The organism is Kitasatospora sp. NPDC059795 (genome assembly GCF_042732175.1).
GTDB lineage: Bacteria > Actinomycetota > Actinomycetes > Streptomycetales > Streptomycetaceae > Kitasatospora.
The window spans coordinates 445034-460741 of sequence record NZ_JBHWID010000002.1 but is presented as its reverse complement, the minus strand read 5'-3'; the positions used below and the strand labels follow the sequence as shown (position 1 = coordinate 460741).

16 protein-coding genes are annotated in these 15708 nt (G+C 74.3%); 6 read left to right on the top strand and 10 right to left on the bottom strand.

The genetic code is table 11. The features are described 5' to 3' along the window. Window positions 1-19: 19 nt before the first annotated feature. From ACFV4P_RS06030 to ACFV4P_RS06020, 3 genes are all read right to left on the bottom strand, one after another. On the bottom strand, window positions 20-199 hold the full coding sequence (locus ACFV4P_RS06030; protein WP_380467805.1) for a hypothetical protein: 180 nt from the start codon (window positions 197-199) through the stop codon (window positions 20-22). Between the two features lie 159 nt (window positions 200-358). Continuing rightward, entirely contained in the window at window positions 359-799 is a 441-nt protein-coding gene (locus ACFV4P_RS06025) for a molybdenum cofactor biosynthesis protein MoaE (protein ID WP_241844508.1), read from the bottom strand. Window positions 800-885: 86 nt separating this feature from the next. Then, window positions 886-2034 carry an NAD-dependent epimerase/dehydratase family protein gene (locus ACFV4P_RS06020; protein ID WP_380467803.1) on the bottom strand — a complete coding sequence of 383 codons (1149 nt, stop codon included), beginning with the start codon at window positions 2032-2034 and terminating at the stop codon, window positions 886-888. A 191-nt stretch (window positions 2035-2225) separates the two neighbouring features. Here ACFV4P_RS06020 and ACFV4P_RS06015 point away from each other — a divergent pair, with 191 nt between their 5' ends. After that, window positions 2226-3785, top strand: coding sequence for a zinc-dependent metalloprotease (locus tag ACFV4P_RS06015; RefSeq protein ID WP_380467801.1), 1560 nt, complete (start codon window positions 2226-2228; stop codon window positions 3783-3785). Next, entirely contained in the window at window positions 3782-4345 is a 564-nt protein-coding gene (locus ACFV4P_RS06010) for an NUDIX hydrolase (protein WP_380467800.1), read from the top strand. Before ACFV4P_RS06015 ends, ACFV4P_RS06010 begins: the two co-directional genes overlap by 4 nt. 59 nt (window positions 4346-4404) lie before the next feature. On the opposite strand, the gene ACFV4P_RS06005 is transcribed toward ACFV4P_RS06010, so the two are convergent. After that, the gene (locus ACFV4P_RS06005; protein WP_380467798.1) at window positions 4405-5064 is read right to left on the bottom strand and encodes a M48 family metallopeptidase; all 660 of its coding nucleotides are present in this window, start codon (window positions 5062-5064) and stop codon (window positions 4405-4407) included. Between the two features lie 230 nt (window positions 5065-5294). On the opposite strand from ACFV4P_RS06005, the gene ACFV4P_RS06000 reads away from it, so the two are divergent. The 3 genes from ACFV4P_RS06000 (at window position 5295) to ACFV4P_RS05990 (ending at window position 9228) form a co-directional block, all read left to right on the top strand. Beyond that, entirely contained in the window at window positions 5295-6404 is a 1110-nt protein-coding gene (locus tag ACFV4P_RS06000) for a ThiF family adenylyltransferase (protein ID WP_380467796.1), read from the top strand. Window positions 6405-6703: 299 nt separating this feature from the next. Beyond that, a complete protein-coding gene (locus ACFV4P_RS05995) occupies window positions 6704-8038 on the top strand; it encodes an ABC1 kinase family protein (protein WP_380467794.1) in 1335 nt (444 codons plus the stop codon). A gap of 23 nt (window positions 8039-8061) precedes the next feature. Further along, the gene (locus ACFV4P_RS05990; RefSeq protein WP_380467792.1) at window positions 8062-9228 is read left to right on the top strand and encodes a barstar family protein; all 1167 of its coding nucleotides are present in this window, start codon (window positions 8062-8064) and stop codon (window positions 9226-9228) included. A gap of 13 nt (window positions 9229-9241) precedes the next feature. Here ACFV4P_RS05990 and ACFV4P_RS05985 read toward each other — a convergent pair whose 3' ends face one another. The 5 genes from ACFV4P_RS05985 to ACFV4P_RS05965 form a co-directional block, all read right to left on the bottom strand. Next, on the bottom strand, window positions 9242-10315 hold the full coding sequence (locus ACFV4P_RS05985) for an aminoglycoside phosphotransferase family protein (protein WP_380467790.1): 1074 nt from the start codon (window positions 10313-10315) through the stop codon (window positions 9242-9244). Window positions 10316-10583: 268 nt separating this feature from the next. Continuing rightward, complete coding sequence (locus ACFV4P_RS05980; protein WP_380467788.1) at window positions 10584-10994, bottom strand: hypothetical protein; 411 nt, start codon at window positions 10992-10994, stop codon at window positions 10584-10586. Then, the gene (locus ACFV4P_RS05975; protein ID WP_143200328.1) at window positions 10991-11356 is read right to left on the bottom strand and encodes a WhiB family transcriptional regulator; all 366 of its coding nucleotides are present in this window, start codon (window positions 11354-11356) and stop codon (window positions 10991-10993) included. Before ACFV4P_RS05975 ends, ACFV4P_RS05980 begins: the two co-directional genes overlap by 4 nt. A 172-nt stretch (window positions 11357-11528) precedes the next feature. Then, window positions 11529-11948 (bottom strand): hypothetical protein, encoded by a 420-nt coding sequence (locus ACFV4P_RS05970; protein ID WP_380467786.1) that lies wholly within the window; start codon window positions 11946-11948, stop codon window positions 11529-11531. 159 nt (window positions 11949-12107) lie between these two features. Then, entirely contained in the window at window positions 12108-14405 is a 2298-nt protein-coding gene (locus ACFV4P_RS05965) for an ATP-dependent DNA helicase UvrD2 (RefSeq protein WP_380467784.1), read from the bottom strand. Between the two features lie 169 nt (window positions 14406-14574). Between ACFV4P_RS05965 and ACFV4P_RS05960 the strand changes: the two genes are divergently transcribed. After that, on the top strand, window positions 14575-14826 hold the full coding sequence (locus ACFV4P_RS05960; protein ID WP_380467782.1) for a mycoredoxin: 252 nt from the start codon (window positions 14575-14577) through the stop codon (window positions 14824-14826). Between the two features lie 38 nt (window positions 14827-14864). Here the strand turns inward: ACFV4P_RS05960 and ACFV4P_RS05955 are convergent, their stop codons facing one another. Next, window positions 14865-15644 (bottom strand): GntR family transcriptional regulator, encoded by a 780-nt coding sequence (locus ACFV4P_RS05955; protein WP_073814442.1) that lies wholly within the window; start codon window positions 15642-15644, stop codon window positions 14865-14867. Between the last annotated feature and the right edge of the window lie 64 nt (window positions 15645-15708).

The window sequence follows — 15708 nt, the reverse complement described above, 5'->3', positions numbered from 1 at the left end:
CCGTCGCCGCCCCCGGCAGCTACTTCTCGTCGGCGCGTCCGCTGCCGGTGCTGCGCTCCATCGCGGCACGGAAGCGTTCGTGTTCGGCGAGCGAGGACGGGTCGGTGATCGAGCGCGGCGGCCGCGCCGCCCATCCCGCCCACACCATGGCCAGCAGTCCGGCCACTACAGGAATGATCAACCAGGCAAGCGCAGCCATCTTCGAACTCCCCACAGGCTCGTCATGCGTATCAGCAGATTAACCGCCTACCGGAGGAACGGCGCGTGCGGTGTCCGAGTTACGGGACCCGTGGCACGCCCGCCGTCCCGGGATACCCCCGAACGGGGAACGAGCGGGGCGCGGAGCGGACACGGGCGGTCAGCAGGAGCCCGCGCCGACCCATTCCTCCTCGCCGTCGGCGAAAACCTGGTGTTTCCAGATCGGCACCTCGTGCTTGAGGTCGTCGATCAGCCGTCGGGAGGCCTCGAACGCCTCCCCGCGGTGCGGACAGGAGACCGCGACGATCACCGCGACGTCCCCGATCTCCAGCCGGCCGGTGCGGTGCACCGCCGCCAGCGCCCGGACCGGGAAGTCCGCGCAGATCTTCTCGGCGATCCGGCGCAGCTCCCGCACCGCGCTCGGGTGGGCGCTGTACTCCAGCGCCGCGACGGCCTTCCCGCCGTCGTGGTCGCGCACCGTGCCGACGAACAGCGTGGTGCCGCCCGCCGCGTCGTCGCCGACCGCCGCGTGCACCTCGTCCAGGGAGAGCGGCGTCTCGCGGACGGCGAGCAGCCGGATCGGGTCGTGGTTCTCGGACATGGCCCCCATCATTCCGCATCCGATCGGCGCGACCACCGGATTTTCGCACCGCGGAACGGTCGTCCCGCGGTGCGAAAATCCGGTGGTCAGATCCGCCGGTGCTTGCGGGCCCGGCGGACCAGCGCCGCCGTGCCGATCAGCGCCACCGTGGCGCCGGCCGCGCCCAGGCTGGTGGCGGCCTCCTTGCCGCCCAGCCGGCGACCGGCCACCGCGTGCTTGCCGGACACCTGGGCGAGCAGCTCGGCCAGCACCTCCTCGTTGGTGTGCTCGGGCCGCCAGCCCGCCTCGTGCAGCCGGCTGCCGGACACCACCCAGGGGTACATCGTGTACGCGAGGTCGCCGGCCGGGGCCGGGGTCAGGCCGAGGCGGTGCAGCCGGGCGGCGGTGCCCAGGGCCAGCGAGGCGGGCAGTTCCATCCGGCGGATCCCGGACAGCTCCTCCACGTCCTCCTGCTCCAGCCAGCCGTCGCAGCCGACCGTCACCTCGCCCTCGACCAGGCCGAGCGCCGCGTACTCCAGCGCCGAGGCCAGGTCGTCCAGGTGGCAGAACTGCCAGCACGGACGGGAACCGGCCACCACCAGCAGGCGCGGGGCCTCGAAATGGCGGGTGAGCACGGTGTCGATGCCGGGGCCGACCACCACGGCCGGGCGCAGCACGGTGATCTGCAGGCCGGGGTGGGCGCGCGGGGCGCGGCGGGCCAGCCGTTCGATCTCCAGCAGGTCGCCGACCAGCGAGGCCTCCTCGGTGGCCCGCAGCTCGGAGTCCTCGGCGAGCGGGACTTCGTTGTCGGCGAGCGCGCCGTAGACCATCGCGGAGGTGCACAGCACGACGCGGTGCACTCCGGCGGCGGCCGCGGCGGTCAGCACGGTCTGCGCGCCGCGCACGTTGTAGGCGCTGCGGGTGCGCGGGTCGGACTCCATGCCGAGGTCCATCGCCAGGTGCACCACGACGTCCACGCCGGTCAGCCGCTCGGCGACGGCCGGGTCGCGGACGTCGAGCACGCGCCAGTGCACGCCGGGGACTTCGCCGCGGCGGTCGTCCACCGCGAGCACCCGGCGCACGTGCGGCGAGGCCACCAGGCGTTGGGCGACGCGCTCACCGAGCACGCCCGCCGCGCCGGTGACGGCCACGGTAAGGGGTTTGCCGCCGTAGGCTGGAGACGGCGAACCGGCATCGGCCGGCGCATCCTCGCCCTCGGTCAGCCCAGAGCGAACGTCCGAAGGCGGGGAACTCACCGGCCATCCTCCACGGTTAGCTTAAGTGCGTACGTACGAGTGTCACGCACCGTCCATCCTGCCCGAGGCTCAGCCCCTGCGGTGCACCCGGCGCGGTCGGCCGCGAGACCATTGAAGCCGCCCGGAGCCTCCGGGCAACAGAATTTCCCGCCACACCACCCGCGTGACGGCCGACCAGATCGAGGATCCCCGTGAACGACCTCCCCTTCGGATTCGGCGTTCCCCCCGAGGAGCCCGAGGACGGCAAGAACAAGGGCAAGAAGGACGGCGAGCAGGGCGACTCCACCCCGCAGCAGCAGCCGTTCGGCTTCGGCAACGGAAACCCCTTCGGGGCGCTGTTCGGCATGGGCGGCGCCGGCGGGGCGGGCGGCGACAACCCGTTCGCCGCGATGATGGGCGGTTTCAACCCCAACGACCTGGGCGCGGCGTTCCAGCAGCTCGGGCAGATGCTCTCGTTCGAGGGCGGCCCGGTCAACTGGGAGCTGGCCAAGAACATCGCCCGGCAGACCGTGGTCGCCGAGCAGCCCGAGGGCAAGAGCAAGGACCGCTCGGTGGGCGCCGCCGAGCGCACCGCCGTCGTCGAGTCGGTCCGCCTGGCGGACCTGTGGCTGGACTCGGCGACCGAGTTCCCGTCCACCTCCTCGGCGGCCGTGGCGTGGAGCCGCGCCGAGTGGATCGAGGCCACCCTGCCGGTCTGGAAGGACCTGGTCGACCCGGTCGCCGAGCGGGTCGGCAACGCCATGGGCGGCGTACTGCCCGAGGAGATGCAGGCCGTGGCCGGGCCGCTGATGGGCATGATGCGCTCCATGGGCGGCGCCATGTTCGGCACCCAGATCGGGCAGGCGCTCGGCGCGCTGGCCGCCGAGGTGCTCGGCTCGACCGACGTCGGCCTGCCGCTCGCCCCGGCCGGGAAGGCCGCGCTGCTGCCGCAGAACATCGCCGAGTTCGGTGACGGGCTGAACGTGCCCGCCGAGGAGGTCCGGCTCTACCTGGCCCTGCGCGAGGCCGCCCACCAGCGGCTCTTCGCCCACGTGCCGTGGCTGCGGGCGCACCTGTTCGGCGCGGTCGAGGCGTACGCGCACGGCATCAAGGTCGACACCTCGCGGATGGAGGAGCTGGTCGGCCAGCTCGACCCGAGCAACCCCGAGGCCCTGCAGGACGCGCTGGCCGGTGGCCTGTTGCAGCCCGAGGACACCCCCGAGCAGAAGGCCGCGCTGGCCCGGCTGGAGACCGCCCTCGCCCTGGTCGAGGGCTGGGTCGACGCCGTCGTGCACGCCGCCGCCACCCCGCACCTGCCGCACGCCGCCGCGCTGCGCGAGACGCTCCGCCGCCGCCGCGCCACCGGCGGCCCCGCCGAGCAGACCTTCGCGACCCTGGTCGGCCTGGAGCTGCGCCCGCGCCGCCTGCGCGACGCCTCCCGGCTGTGGGCCTCGCTCGCCGACGCCCGCGGCGTCGAGGGCCGCGACGCGCTGTGGAGCCACCCCGACATGCTGCCCACCGCCGCCGACCTGGACGACCCGGACGGCTTCGTGCACCGCGACACCAGCGCCGAGATCGAGGGCGGTTTCGACTTCGACGCGCTGACCAAGCTGCTCGGCGAGGCCGCCGGCGGCGGCGCGAAGCCCGACCTGACCAAGGGCGACGCCGCTTCCGGCGACGACCCGGCCGAGGGCAAGGGCAAGGGCGACGACAAGGCCGAGGGCAAGGACGACGGCAAGGACGACGACGGCCGGGAGGGCGACGCCAAGTGACGTCGCTGCACACCGATGCCGTCCGCGCACTGACCGACTGGGCACCGGGCGAGGACGGCCAGCAGGAGCTGCGCCGCGACTACCTGGCGCACCTGGCGGCCAACCCCGACGGCCTGTGGCGGGCCTGCGTGCCCGGCCACATCACCGCCAGCGCGCTGGTGGTCGACCCGGCCGAGGGGCGGGTGCTGCTGACGCTGCACCCCAAGGTCGGGATGTGGCTGCAGATGGGCGGCCACTGCGAGCCCGGCGACGCGACGCTCGCGGCGGCGGCGCTGCGCGAGGCGGTCGAGGAGTCCGGCATCGCCGACCTGGAGCTGCTCGCGGTCGGCGGCCGCACCGCGCCGGTCAAGCTGGACCGGCACCACGTGCGCTGCATGGGCAAGGACCGGCCGGAGAACGTCCACCTGGACGTCCAGTACGTCGCCCTCGCCCCGGCCGGGGCGCGCGAGTCGATCAGCGAGGAGTCGCTGGACCTGCGCTGGTTCGGCTGGGAGCAGCTGCCGGCCGACACCGACCACTCGGTGCGCGACCTGGTGGCGCGGGCCCGGGCGCTGGTCTGAGGTTCCTCCGTGACCCCCGTGGGCCCCCTGGCGGGCCTGCGGGGGTCCGTCGTTGTCCGTCAGGTGTTCCGGGCGCCGGGAATGTGCGGCAGGCGGGCGGCCGAGGCGACGCCCTCCAGGTAGCCGCGGGCCCGTTCGGTGCGCGGGTAGGCGTCCAGCAGCTCCCAGAACCGGGGGCCGTGGTCGGGCACCAGCAGGTGGGCGAGTTCGTGCAGCAGCACGTAGTCGACGACGTACTCGGGCATGCCCTGGAGGCGGTGGGAGAGCCGGATGGTGCGTTCGCTGGGGGTGCACGAGCCCCAGCGGGAGTTCTGGTTGGTCACCCAGCGGACGTGCTCGGGCTCGGCGCGGCCGCCCAGGTACAGCCGGGACAGTTCGGCGGCCCGGGCCTGCAGGGCTTCGTCGCCGAGCACCCGGCGCTTCTCCTGCGCGGCCAGCTTGTCGAGCATCTGCGCCACCCAGCGCTGTTCCTCGGCGTGCGACATCCGGGCCGGGATCAGCACGATGGTGCGGTCGCCCTCGCGGTAGGCGGAGACGGTGCGGCTGCGGCGGGCGCTGCGGCGGACCTCGACCTTGCTGCGGTCGATGCCGCGCTCGGGGCCGCGGGCCCGTTCGGCCTCGGTGCTGGCATGCGCACCGGGCGCCGCGACCGTGGACCCGGAGGCTGCCCGGGCACGCCGACGCGACGCCGCCCGATGGGAGTCCGGTTCGGCTGCCATGGAACAGGACGTTACCCCGTCGTCACGACAGAAGTCCGGTACCGGGACGGCGCGGCCCCGGGTACCACCCGGGTGCGTTATCCACAGGCTGTGCACGGTGATGAACCGATAGTCGGCACGGGTCTGTGGACAACGGGTTTCCGTGTGCGGACGGTCGCGGGCAAGCTGCGGTCACCAGTTGATCCGACGCCTCGACCGGGACGCCGGAGACCGACGCTTGGAGGACCGACATGCGCCCCGTGATCAAGCCCGCCCTGTCCCGGCTCTGGCGGGAGAAGCAGACCCTGCAGTTCGGCACCGTCCGCCGTCACGCCCGGGTGATCGAGGGCGTCGACCGCAAACTCTGCCTGTTCCTGGAACTGATCGACGGCACCCGGGACGGGCCCGCGGTGGTCGCCGCCGGGAGACGGCTCGGCCTGAGCGAGGAGTACTGCCAGGGCATGCTCGACTCGCTCGGGCAGAGCGAACTGCTCGATGACGCCGAGGCCCTGCACGACGTACTGGAGCTGTACCCGGCGGCGCGCGGCGAGTTGCTCGGCCCCGACGTCTCCTCGCTGTCCCTGGTGCACCCCGCGCCGGACGAGGCCGCCGCCGTGCTGCACAGCCGGGCCCTGGCCCGGGTCGAGGTGCGCGGCGCCGGGCGGGTCGGCGCGGCCGTCGGCACGGCGCTGGCCGCCGGCGGCATCGGCGAGGTCGCGGTGCTCGATCGCGGCCGGGTCGCCGCCCGGGACTGCGCGCCCGGCGGCTTCCCGCCGGCCGACGTCGGGCGGCTACGCGCCACCGCCGCCCGCGAGTTGGTGCACCGCGCCACCGGCGCCCCGGTCGGCGAGCGCTACCGGCGGCCGCCCGCCAGCCCGCCACCGCCGACCCTGGTGGTGCTCGCCCCGCGGGACGGCTCGGCCGCGTACACCGGGGCCGCCGTGGACGCCCAGGAGTTGATGCGGGCCGGCATCCCGCACCTGTACACCGGGGTGCTCGAACACCTCGGTGTGGTCGGCCCGTTGGTCGTCCCCGGGGCCTCCGCGTGCGGCAGCTGCGCCACCCTGGCCCGGCGCGACCAGGACGAGGCCTGGCCCCGGCTGCTGGCCCAGCTGATCGACGAGGGCCCCGGCCGGCCCCGCGCCCCGGCCTGTGACAGCGCGGTCGCCGCCTCCGTCGCCGGGCTCGCCGCGCTGCACGTCCAGCTCTACCTGGACGGGGTGCTGCCGCCCAGCGTGGACGGCTGGTGCGAACTGTCCGCCGCCGACGGCATGGTGCGCCGCCTGCGGCTGCGCAGTCACCCCGACTGCGGTTGCCTGTGGCAGTCCGCCACGCCCGTTCAAGCGGGCACAATGGCCTAGGACATGCCTTCGGGTCCGTCCGGCGAAGCCCCGCCGAACCACCGCACGCCCTGTCCGGCGCACCGCCGCCGGAGCGCGCGGGCCTCGGCGGGGAGGAGCGTCGGGCGGGCCCGGGGAGTCCGCACCACCGCCGGCGGGGGCCGCCGGTCGGTCCGGCTGATCTGGAGGTCCGGTGAGCGATCTACCGCGCAAGGCAGTGACCGGCACGGCGCGACCGGTCGCCCGCCCGCGCCCGGCGACGGCCCTGCGGCCGCCGGCCACGGCTGTCGCCGGCGGCCCGGTTCGGACGGAGGCGGCCGATGTCTGAGATGCCGCGCAAGGCGGTCTCCCGGACGGCCCGGCTGGCCGCTCTGCCGCTGAGCTTCGCCGGCCGCGCCACGCTGGGCCTCGGCAAGCGGCTCGGCGGTCGCCCCGCGGAGGAGGTCGCGGCCGAGCTCCAGGCCCAGACCGCCGAGCAACTCTTCGCCACGCTCGGGAAGTTGAAGGGGGGTGCGATGAAGTTCGGGCAGGCCATGTCGGTCTTCGAGTCGGCCCTCCCGGAGGACGTCGCGGGCCCCTACCGGGCCGCGCTGACCAAGCTCCAGGACTCCGCCCCGGCGATGCCGACCCGCACCGTGCACTCCGTGCTGGCCTCCGACCTGGGCGAGGACTGGGCAGCCAACTTCCGCTCCTTCTCCGACCAGCCGTCCGCCGCCGCCTCCATCGGCCAGGTGCACCGGGCCGTGTGGCAGGACGGGCGGGACGTCGCGGTCAAGATCCAGTACCCGGGCGCGGGCGACGCCCTGCTCAGCGACCTCGGCCAACTCGCCCGGCTGGCCCGGATGCTGGGCCCGCTGATCCCCGGGATGGACATCAAGCCGCTGATCGCCGAGTTGCGCGAGCGGGTCACCGAGGAGCTCGACTACCGGTTGGAGGCCGAGTCGCAGCAGCTGCACGCCCAGGAGTTCGCCGACGACCCCGACATCCGGGTGCCCCGGGTGGTCGCCCAGTCCGGGCGGGTGCTGGTCACCGAGTGGCTGGACGGCAAGCCGCTGTCCCAGGTCATCTCCGACGGCACCCGGACGGAGCGCGACCGGGCCGGGCAGCTGCTCGCCAGGTTCCTGTTCGCCGGCCCGGCCCGCACCGGCCTGCTGCACGCCGACCCGCACCCCGGCAACTTCCGGCTCGTCAAGACCGGCCGCGCCGCCTCCACCTGGCAGCTCGGCGTGCTCGACTTCGGCACCGTCGACCGCCTCCCCGGCGGCCTGCCCCGCCCGATCGGCACCTCCCTGCGGCTCGCCCTCGCGGGAGACGCCGGCGCCGTCTACGAGCTGCTCAAGCAGGAGGGGTTCGTCCGGCCCGCCATCTCGCTCGACCCGGACGCGGTGCTCGACTACCTGCTGCCGATCATCGAACCGACCCTCGCCGAGGAGTTCACCTTCAGCCGCGAGTGGATGCGCACCCAGGCCGCCCGGATCGCCGACCCGCGCTCCCCCGCCTACAACCTCGGCAAGCAGCTCAACCTCCCGCCGTCCTACCTCCTCATCCACCGGGTCACGCTCTCCACCATCGGCGTGCTCTGCCAGCTCGGCGCCACCGTCCGCCTGCACGAGGAACTCCTCCGCTGGCTCCCCGGCTTCGCCGAGGCCGAGTAGCCGCGCCGCCGAAGGGGGTGAAGGTGCGAGTGACGGACCGCCCGCAGTGGGAACGGCCGTACCCGGTGCGCTTCCTGATCGTCGGGGAGAGCGAGGACGACGACGCGATCGACGTCGACCTGCTGCTCGGCCGGTGCGCGGCCGCCGAGGGGCTGTTCGCCGACCCACCACCGCCACCGCGCGAGGTCCTGGTGCTGCGCGGCTGCGCGCCGGGCCTTGCGGCCGGACGACTCGGTCCGGCGGTGCTCGTCGGGCTGTCGGAGTCCGGGCGCGAGTACTCGTGGGAGCTGCTGGACGCCGAGGTCCTCGTGGTCGGGCCGCACTCCGCCGATCCGACGCTGGTCGACGTGGTGGTCGGGGCGGCGGTCGGCGAGGTGGACGACTTCCGCCTCGCGCAGGACCCGTGCGAGCGCTTCGAGTTGCCGGTCGGCCGGGACGAGCCGCCGACGACGTGCACGGAGGTGACGGGGCTGCCGGTGGCGCCGGCCGAACCCACGCGACTGCCGGTGCGGCTGATCGGCTGCGAGCCCACCGAGCCACTGCGGGCGAAGCTGGACGGCGGCTACCTCGGCTGGCCCGCGTACACCCAGCTGTGGGCGCTGGACGACACCGGCCGGGTGATGGCCCGGCTCCACACGGGGCTGGCCGTCGACCGTGTCCGGCCGTCGGTGCTCGGCGGCGGCCTGCTCGACCTGCTGCTGTCGGTCCCGCCCGGGGACCTGCCGGGCTCCGCGGGCCGCGAGGCCTGGCAGCGGTGGCAGCAGGGGCCGCCCGAAGAGCCGGGCAGCTGGCGGGGGTTGAGCGTCGCCGCCAAGAAGGAGTGGCAGTCGCTGGCGCTGTACCGGCGCGATCCCGGACCGGACCGTCCGGGCGGCGAGTACCACCTGGCGGGCGCGGGCGTCGAGGACGAGACCGGCCTGCACTGCGCCCTCGGCGAGGCGGTCAACGGCCCGGGCGGCTACTACGGTCGGGAGTGGAACGGCTTCAAGGACTGCTTCGGCGGCGGCTTCGGGCCGGTCCCGCCGTTCACCCTGGTCTGGCACGACTTCGCCGCGACGGAGCGGGAATTGGCGGCCAGGGCGGGCGGGAAACCCGGGGCGGGCGGGGCGGGCCAGGACGGCAGGTCGGGCTACCCGGAGGAGCTCGCCCGGTTGATGGAGAGCCGCGGCATCCGGGTGGTCCGCGCCTGACGTCCGGCCGGAGTCAGTCGCGGTCGCCCGGCAGCGGCCCCGCCGTCGGCCAGGCCGTGCGGATCCGGGTGGCGAGGGTGGCGCAGAAGCGGCCGAAGATCGGCAGGTCGGTGTCGGCGTCGGCGAGGGCGGCGACGGCCCGGACGCGGTGCAGCAGGCGGCGACGGGCGGTGGCGTTGCCCCAGGTCCAGTCCGCGTGGTGCAGGCGGGCCAGGTAGTCGGCGGTGCCGCGTTCGGCCCTGGGGACGAGGGCGTCGCCGCGCAGCAGCCAACCGGCGCAGGCGTCGGCGAGTTCGGCGCGGCCGGCGGCCTCGGTGCCGGTGGCGGCCCGCCAGGTGGCGCGGTAGGCCGCCTCGGCCTCGGCCAGGACCGCGGGCGGCGGGGCGGTGGAGCACCGGCAGGTCGGGAACCCCGTGCGCAGGTAGGCGAATTCGGCCGCGCCCGGGCCGAGCGCGGCCTGCTCGAAGTCGACGAACCGGACGCCGTCGGCGGTGTGCAGGTCGTTGCCGGGGCACGGGTCGCCGTGCAGCAGGGCGTGCCGCACGGGGGTGGCGGACAGCCGGGCGAGCAGGTCCTCGGCCTCGGCCCGGGCGCCGGGCGGGGCGGGGACGTCGAGGGCGCGGGCCAGCGCGATGAAGCAGCCGAGGTCGCGCCCGGTCGGCCCGGTCCAGGCGGGCAGGGCGGTGGCGGGGGCCGTACCGGCGAGGTCGTCCAGATCGGCGGGGGCGCTGGCGTGCAGCCCGGCCAGCGCGGTGGCGTAGTGGGCCAGCCAGTCGGGGCCGGGCGTGCGGTCCACCAGGCGTTCCAGCACCAGGACGTGCGCCGCGGGGTCGGTGCCGAGCAGCGCGGGCACCACGGGACGGCCGGTGCGGCCGGCCCTCCGGGAGGCGAGCGCCAGCGCGGCCGCCTCGCGCGCGAAGCGCTCCTCGACGCCGGGCGAGTTGACCAGCTGCTTCACCACCACCGGGACGCCGGAGAGCTCGGCCCGCCAGATCCGGGAGCGCGGGCTGCTGACCAGACGGCGGGCCTTGCGCGGCGGGCCGAGCTCCGCGCGCAGCCGCTCGCCGAGCGGAAGGGAGGACCACATGCGGCCCATCCTTCCAGAGCCAGTTCGACCACCGAACGACAGTACGACCGGCACGAGTTGGACCGGTCGCAGTCGCAGTCGCAGTCGAACCGGCATGACTGCGGAGGAAGCGGGCACACGCTCCCCGGGCCGGTGGCGGCTCCCGGTCCGGCGGCGGCCGGGCCGGGACGCGCCGATGGCCGGCTCCCCGGCGGGGAGTCGGCCATCGGCGTTCAGGGGTTGGTCACCGGCGTGGGCGCGGGCCCGGCCGGCAGGGGTGGAGCAGCCGTCACATCAGGGCGACGGCAAGGGCCTTACGGGCGCGCAGGGAGGCCTGCTCGGCCTTGCGACGCAATCGCGTCGCGCGCAGCACCCGCAGGCCGAGGCGTTGCTCCTCGGCCTCGTGGAGGCGTTCCTGCATATGCGCACGCGCCAGGGATTCTTGGAGAAGATTCATTTCGAGCGTCCTGTTCTGGATCTGAAGTTCGGTGGTCTGCTCGGAGCGGACGGTGGGATCGATGCCGGCGGGGTTCATGTGGTGGTCCTGCTCGTGGTGCGTAGAAGGGAAGGGACGGGAGAGTTCGGCGTCGGCCTTGGCGGCCGCGAGGCGTACCGAGTCGCGCAGTGCGGTGTCCAGCGGGGGCTGCTCTCCCCTGCGGACGGCTGCGCCTTCGGTGCGGGTCCTGGCTGCGGGGTTCACGCCATGACCTCGGTCTTGCGCGGGCGGCCACGGGGACGCTTGCGGGCGACGACGACGCCCTGGACGAAGAGCTCGCCGCCCCAGACGCCCCAGGGCTCGCGGCGCTCGAGCGCACCGGTGAGACAGGCGGCCTTGACGGGGCAGGTGCCACACAGCGACTTGGCGTACTCGACGTCGGCGGGCGTCTCCGCGAAGAAGACCTCCGGGTCGAAGGCCCGGCACGGGATGGGAAGCCCGAGCGAGTCGGCCTCGTCGATGGCGGTGAGCTGCATGAGTGTTACCTCCGGGGGGTCGGCCTGGTCGGCCTTGACGGTCTTGTCGGGTACGGACGGGAGGGGCGGCGGTGTGATGACCGTGGACACTGTGGGCGTCTTCCTCGTCTTCTTGGTGGATCCGGCCGCTCTCGTTGTTCGAGTTCGGCCGGAGGCCCCGAGGGGGCCTGGGTAGGTCGTGCGTACCGGACAAAACAGAAGGGCCGCGGAACCCGATTGCTGGGTTTCCGCGGCCCTGGAGGTACCGCCCTGACGGGTTGCGTCAGGGTCGTTCGCTCCAGGGTCCAGGCCCGCGGAAAGCCTGCTTCCGGACGGCATCGGCGCCGTTGACGGCGGCCGTGGCCAGAATGATCTGCTGCTGCTTCTGCTCGACTCCGGCACCGACGACGGCTGCATAGCGCCCATGGGCCGCTTCTGCCGCTACTGCCTTCGGTGCCTTGATCGGTCGCTCGTCGGACAGCGAGACGCCGTCGACAAACATGGACCAGTCACGGGACGGACCCGCCTCGACACGGGTGCCCTCAGCATTGCCACGACCACTGACAAGGCAGTGCTCGGCAAGCAGTAGGACTCCGGCGTTGCCGCCGGCCACGTCGAGACCCAGACCCGGCACGAGGACGCGCGCGGGCATGGCGAGGGTGGACATCGGGTCGGTCATTTTGATGATCGTCTTCGTCGACACTGAACTCGCCTCCTCTCGGCGTCTCGCGGTGCCCAGTCCCCCGGGCTCCGATATCTGGTTGATGGTCAGCGCACGCAGAAACAAGCCCTCTGCGAGCGTTGCGGTCTCGTCCCCTTGACCGCTCCGGCAGGCTATTGCGCCTTACATGCGGCGCGCAAACTATTTTTCCGGCGAGTTCTCCGGCGGGTTCCCGGCCTGCTCCGAGGCTTCGTCGCCGGGCGAGTCCTGCGCCTGCTCCCCGTCGGGCTCCCCCACGAGCTCCGGACTCTCCCCCGCACACAACAAGAGCACGTCAGAGCCGTACTTGTCCAGCTTCATGGCGCCCACCCCGGAGATCCGGGAGAGCTCCGCGAGGCTGCCCGGCACGTCCTCCGCGATGGCCGTCAGGGTGGCGTCGGTGAACACCACGTAGGCCGGAACGCCCTGCTCCTTGGCGCGGGCCGACCGCCACTCGCGCAGCCGCTCGAACAGCGCCTCGTCCATGGTGGACGGGCACCCCTCGCAGCGGCGCAGCTTGCGCTCGACGGCGTCGGTCAGGGTGCGGTCGCAGACCCGGCACTTGACCGGCCCGCGCACCCGGCGCGCGGCCGAGCGGTCCGCGCCGGGCTCGACGCCCCCGCGCCCGCCGCGGGTGCGCGCGCCGGGGCCGGACGAGCCGGGGCGCAGGCCGTCCAGGAAGCGGGTGGGCTTGCGGGAGGCGCGGCCGCCCGGCGAGCGGGACAGCGCCCAGGAGAGGGTGAGGAAGCGGCGGGCCCGGGTGACGCCGACGTACAGCAGCCGGCGCTCCTCCTCGATCTGCTCGTCGGTCTTGGCGTAGATGATCGGCAGCGTGCCCTCGCTCAGGCCGACCAGGAACACCGCGTCCCACTCCAGGCCCTTGGCGGCGTGCAGCGAGGCCAGCGTGACGCCCTCGACGGCGGGGGCGTGCTGGGCGGCGGCCCGGGCGTCGAGTTCGGCGACGTAGGAGGCGAGGTCGGCGCTCTCCCCGGCGGCGCGGCGCGCGGTCTCGAACTCCTCGGCGAGGCGCACCAGCGCGTTCAGCGACTCCCAGCGTTCGCGGACCGCGCCGGAGCCGGCCGGGGCGGTGGCCGAGAAGCCGCGGGTGGCGAGCACCGCGCGGACCTGCGCGGCGAGGTCGGGCGCGCCGGAGGTCAGCGGGTCGTCGGCGGCCCGGGCGGCGCCCTTGAGCAGCACCCCGGCCTCGCGGACCTCGGGCCGTTCGAAGAACCGCTCGGCGCCCTTGAGCTGGTAGGAGATGCCGAGGTCGGAGAGGGCCTGCTCGTACACCTCGGACTGGCCGTTGGTGCGGAACAGCACGGCGATCTCGCTGGCCCGCACGCCGGTGCCGAGCAGGTCGCGGATCAGCCGGGCGGTGGACTCGGCCTCGGTGGGCTCGTCCTGGTACTCGCGGTAGACCGGCTCGGGGCCGGCCTCGCGCTGGGAGATCAGCTCCAGGCGGTGCTGGGCGGCCTGGCCGCGGGCCTGCGAGAGCAGTCCGTTGGCCAGGTGGACCACCTGCGGGGTGGAGCGGTAGTCGCGCACCAGCTTGACCACCGTCGCCTCGGGGTGGCGGTGGCGGAAGTTCAGCAGGTGGTCGGGGGTGGCGCCGGTGAAGGAGTAGATGGTCTGGCTGGCGTCGCCGACCACGCAGAGGCTGGCGCCGCCGTCGCTGCCCGTCCACTGCTCCAGCAGGCGCTGCTGGAGCGGGGAGACGTCCTGGTACTCGTCGACGGTGAAGTGCCGGTACTGGGAGCGGACCTGGGCGGCGATCTCCGGGCGGTCCTCCAGGATCGCGGCGGTGAGCAGCAGCACGTCCTCGAAGTCGATCAGGCCGCGTTCCTGCTTGGTGCGCTCGTAGGTGGCGTAGACCCGGGCGATCTCGGCCGGGTCGCGCGGGGCCTCGCGGGCGGACTTGGCGACGGCGGTCGGGTAGTCGTCGGGGACGACCTGGGTGACCTTGGCCCACTCGACCTCGGCGGTCAGGTCGCGCAGTTCGGTGCGCTGGACGCGCAGGCCGCTGCGGCCGGCGGCCTCGGCGACCAGCTGGACCTTGCGCTCCAGCAGGCGGGGGACGTCGCCGCCGATGGCGCGCGGCCAGAAGTACTGGAGCTGGCGCAGCGCGGCGGAGTGGAAGGTGCGGGCCTGGACGCCCTCGGCGCCGAGCTGGCGGAGCCGGCCGCGCATCTCGCCGGCGGCACGGGCGGTGAAGGTGACGGCGAGGACCTGCGCGGGGTGGTAGACGCCGCTGCGCACGCCGTAGGCGATCCGGTGGGTGATGGCCCGGGTCTTGCCGGTGCCGGCGCCGGCCAGCACGCAGACCGGGCCGTGCAGGGCGGTGGCCACGGCGCGCTGTTCGGGATCGAGTCCGGCCAGCACGGCGTCCGCCCCGAGGGGGGCGGGGCCGTCGGGGCTGTAGGGCTGGTTGGGGCCGCCGAGGCCGGGGAGGTCATCCTGCATGCCTTCCATCCTCGCAGGCGCGCCGGACAGTCCGGTCGGTGTTGTCCACAGGCCTGCCCGGATGATCGGATCGTCCCACTGTTGTCCGTTCCGGAATGGGGGCGGCCCGCCGGACGTTTGTTCCGTGGGCTGCACGGCCCCCGTCCGTCGATCGAAGGAGTCCCTCACCATGTCCGGCACCGTCACGATGTACAGCACGACCTGGTGCGGCTACTGCAACCGCCTCAAGAGCCAGCTGGACCGGGAGGGCATCGCCTTCACCGAGATCAACATCGAGCACGACCCGGCCTCGGCGTCCTACGTGGAGTCGGTGAACGACGGCAACCAGACGGTGCCGACGGTCGTGGTGGTCGGCGCCTCCGGCGAGCAGAGCGTGATGACCAACCCGAGCCTGCGCCAGGTCCAGGCCGCGCTGGTCTGACCGGCGGGCCGCGCATCGGCGGCCCGCCCCCGCCCGGCTCAGTCGGTCGGGGGCGGGTCGCCGAGTTCGTAGAGCAGCCGGGCCCGGTCGGCGGCGTAGCGGGTCTCCACCACCCGGATCGGGCCGCGCCGGTCGCGGGTGACGCGGGTGTTGACGAGCAGCGGCACGCCGGGCCCGAGGCCGAACCAGGCGGCCTCGGCGGGGTCGGGCATCCGGGCGGTGAGGTGGTCGGTGGCGGTGGTCTCGGTGCGGCCGAGGTCGGCCAGCGTCCGTTCGTCGCCGCCGGGGGCGGGGAGGTCCTCCATCAGCGGGGTGCCGTCGGCCAGTCCGGGCCAGTAGTGGCTGTCCTCGATGGCGTAGGGCTCCCGGGCGACCAGGCAGCGCTGGCGGCGCATCATGACGGCGTCCTCGGGCTGGAGTCCGAGCCAGTCGGCGACGTCGCGGCGGGCCCGCACGGCCCACACCTCGTACTCGAAGCTGAGGTCCAGCCCGGCCCGGCGGGCTTCGGCGGCGTAGGTCTCGCCGGCCACGGGCAGGGCGCCGCGGCGGTGCGAGCGGGGGTGGACGCGGTGGTCGTACCGGGCCTGCCGGCGCAGGTAGGTGCCCTTGCCCTGGACGCGGACCACCCGGCCCTCGTTGACCAGGACGTCGACGGCGAGGCGGACGGTGTTGCGGGCGACCCCGTACTGTCCCTCCAGTTCGCTCTCCACGGGGAGCCGGCCGCCGTCCTCCCATTCGCCGGAGTCGATGCGGCGGCGCAGGTCGGCGGCGAGGAGCTGGTACTTGGGCGTGGGCGTGGGCGCGGCGGCGCGGGGCATCGTCACGCGAGCGAATGTAGTGAGGCCCTTCGTGGCATTTCAGCCGAACCGGCAACCGGGTGCG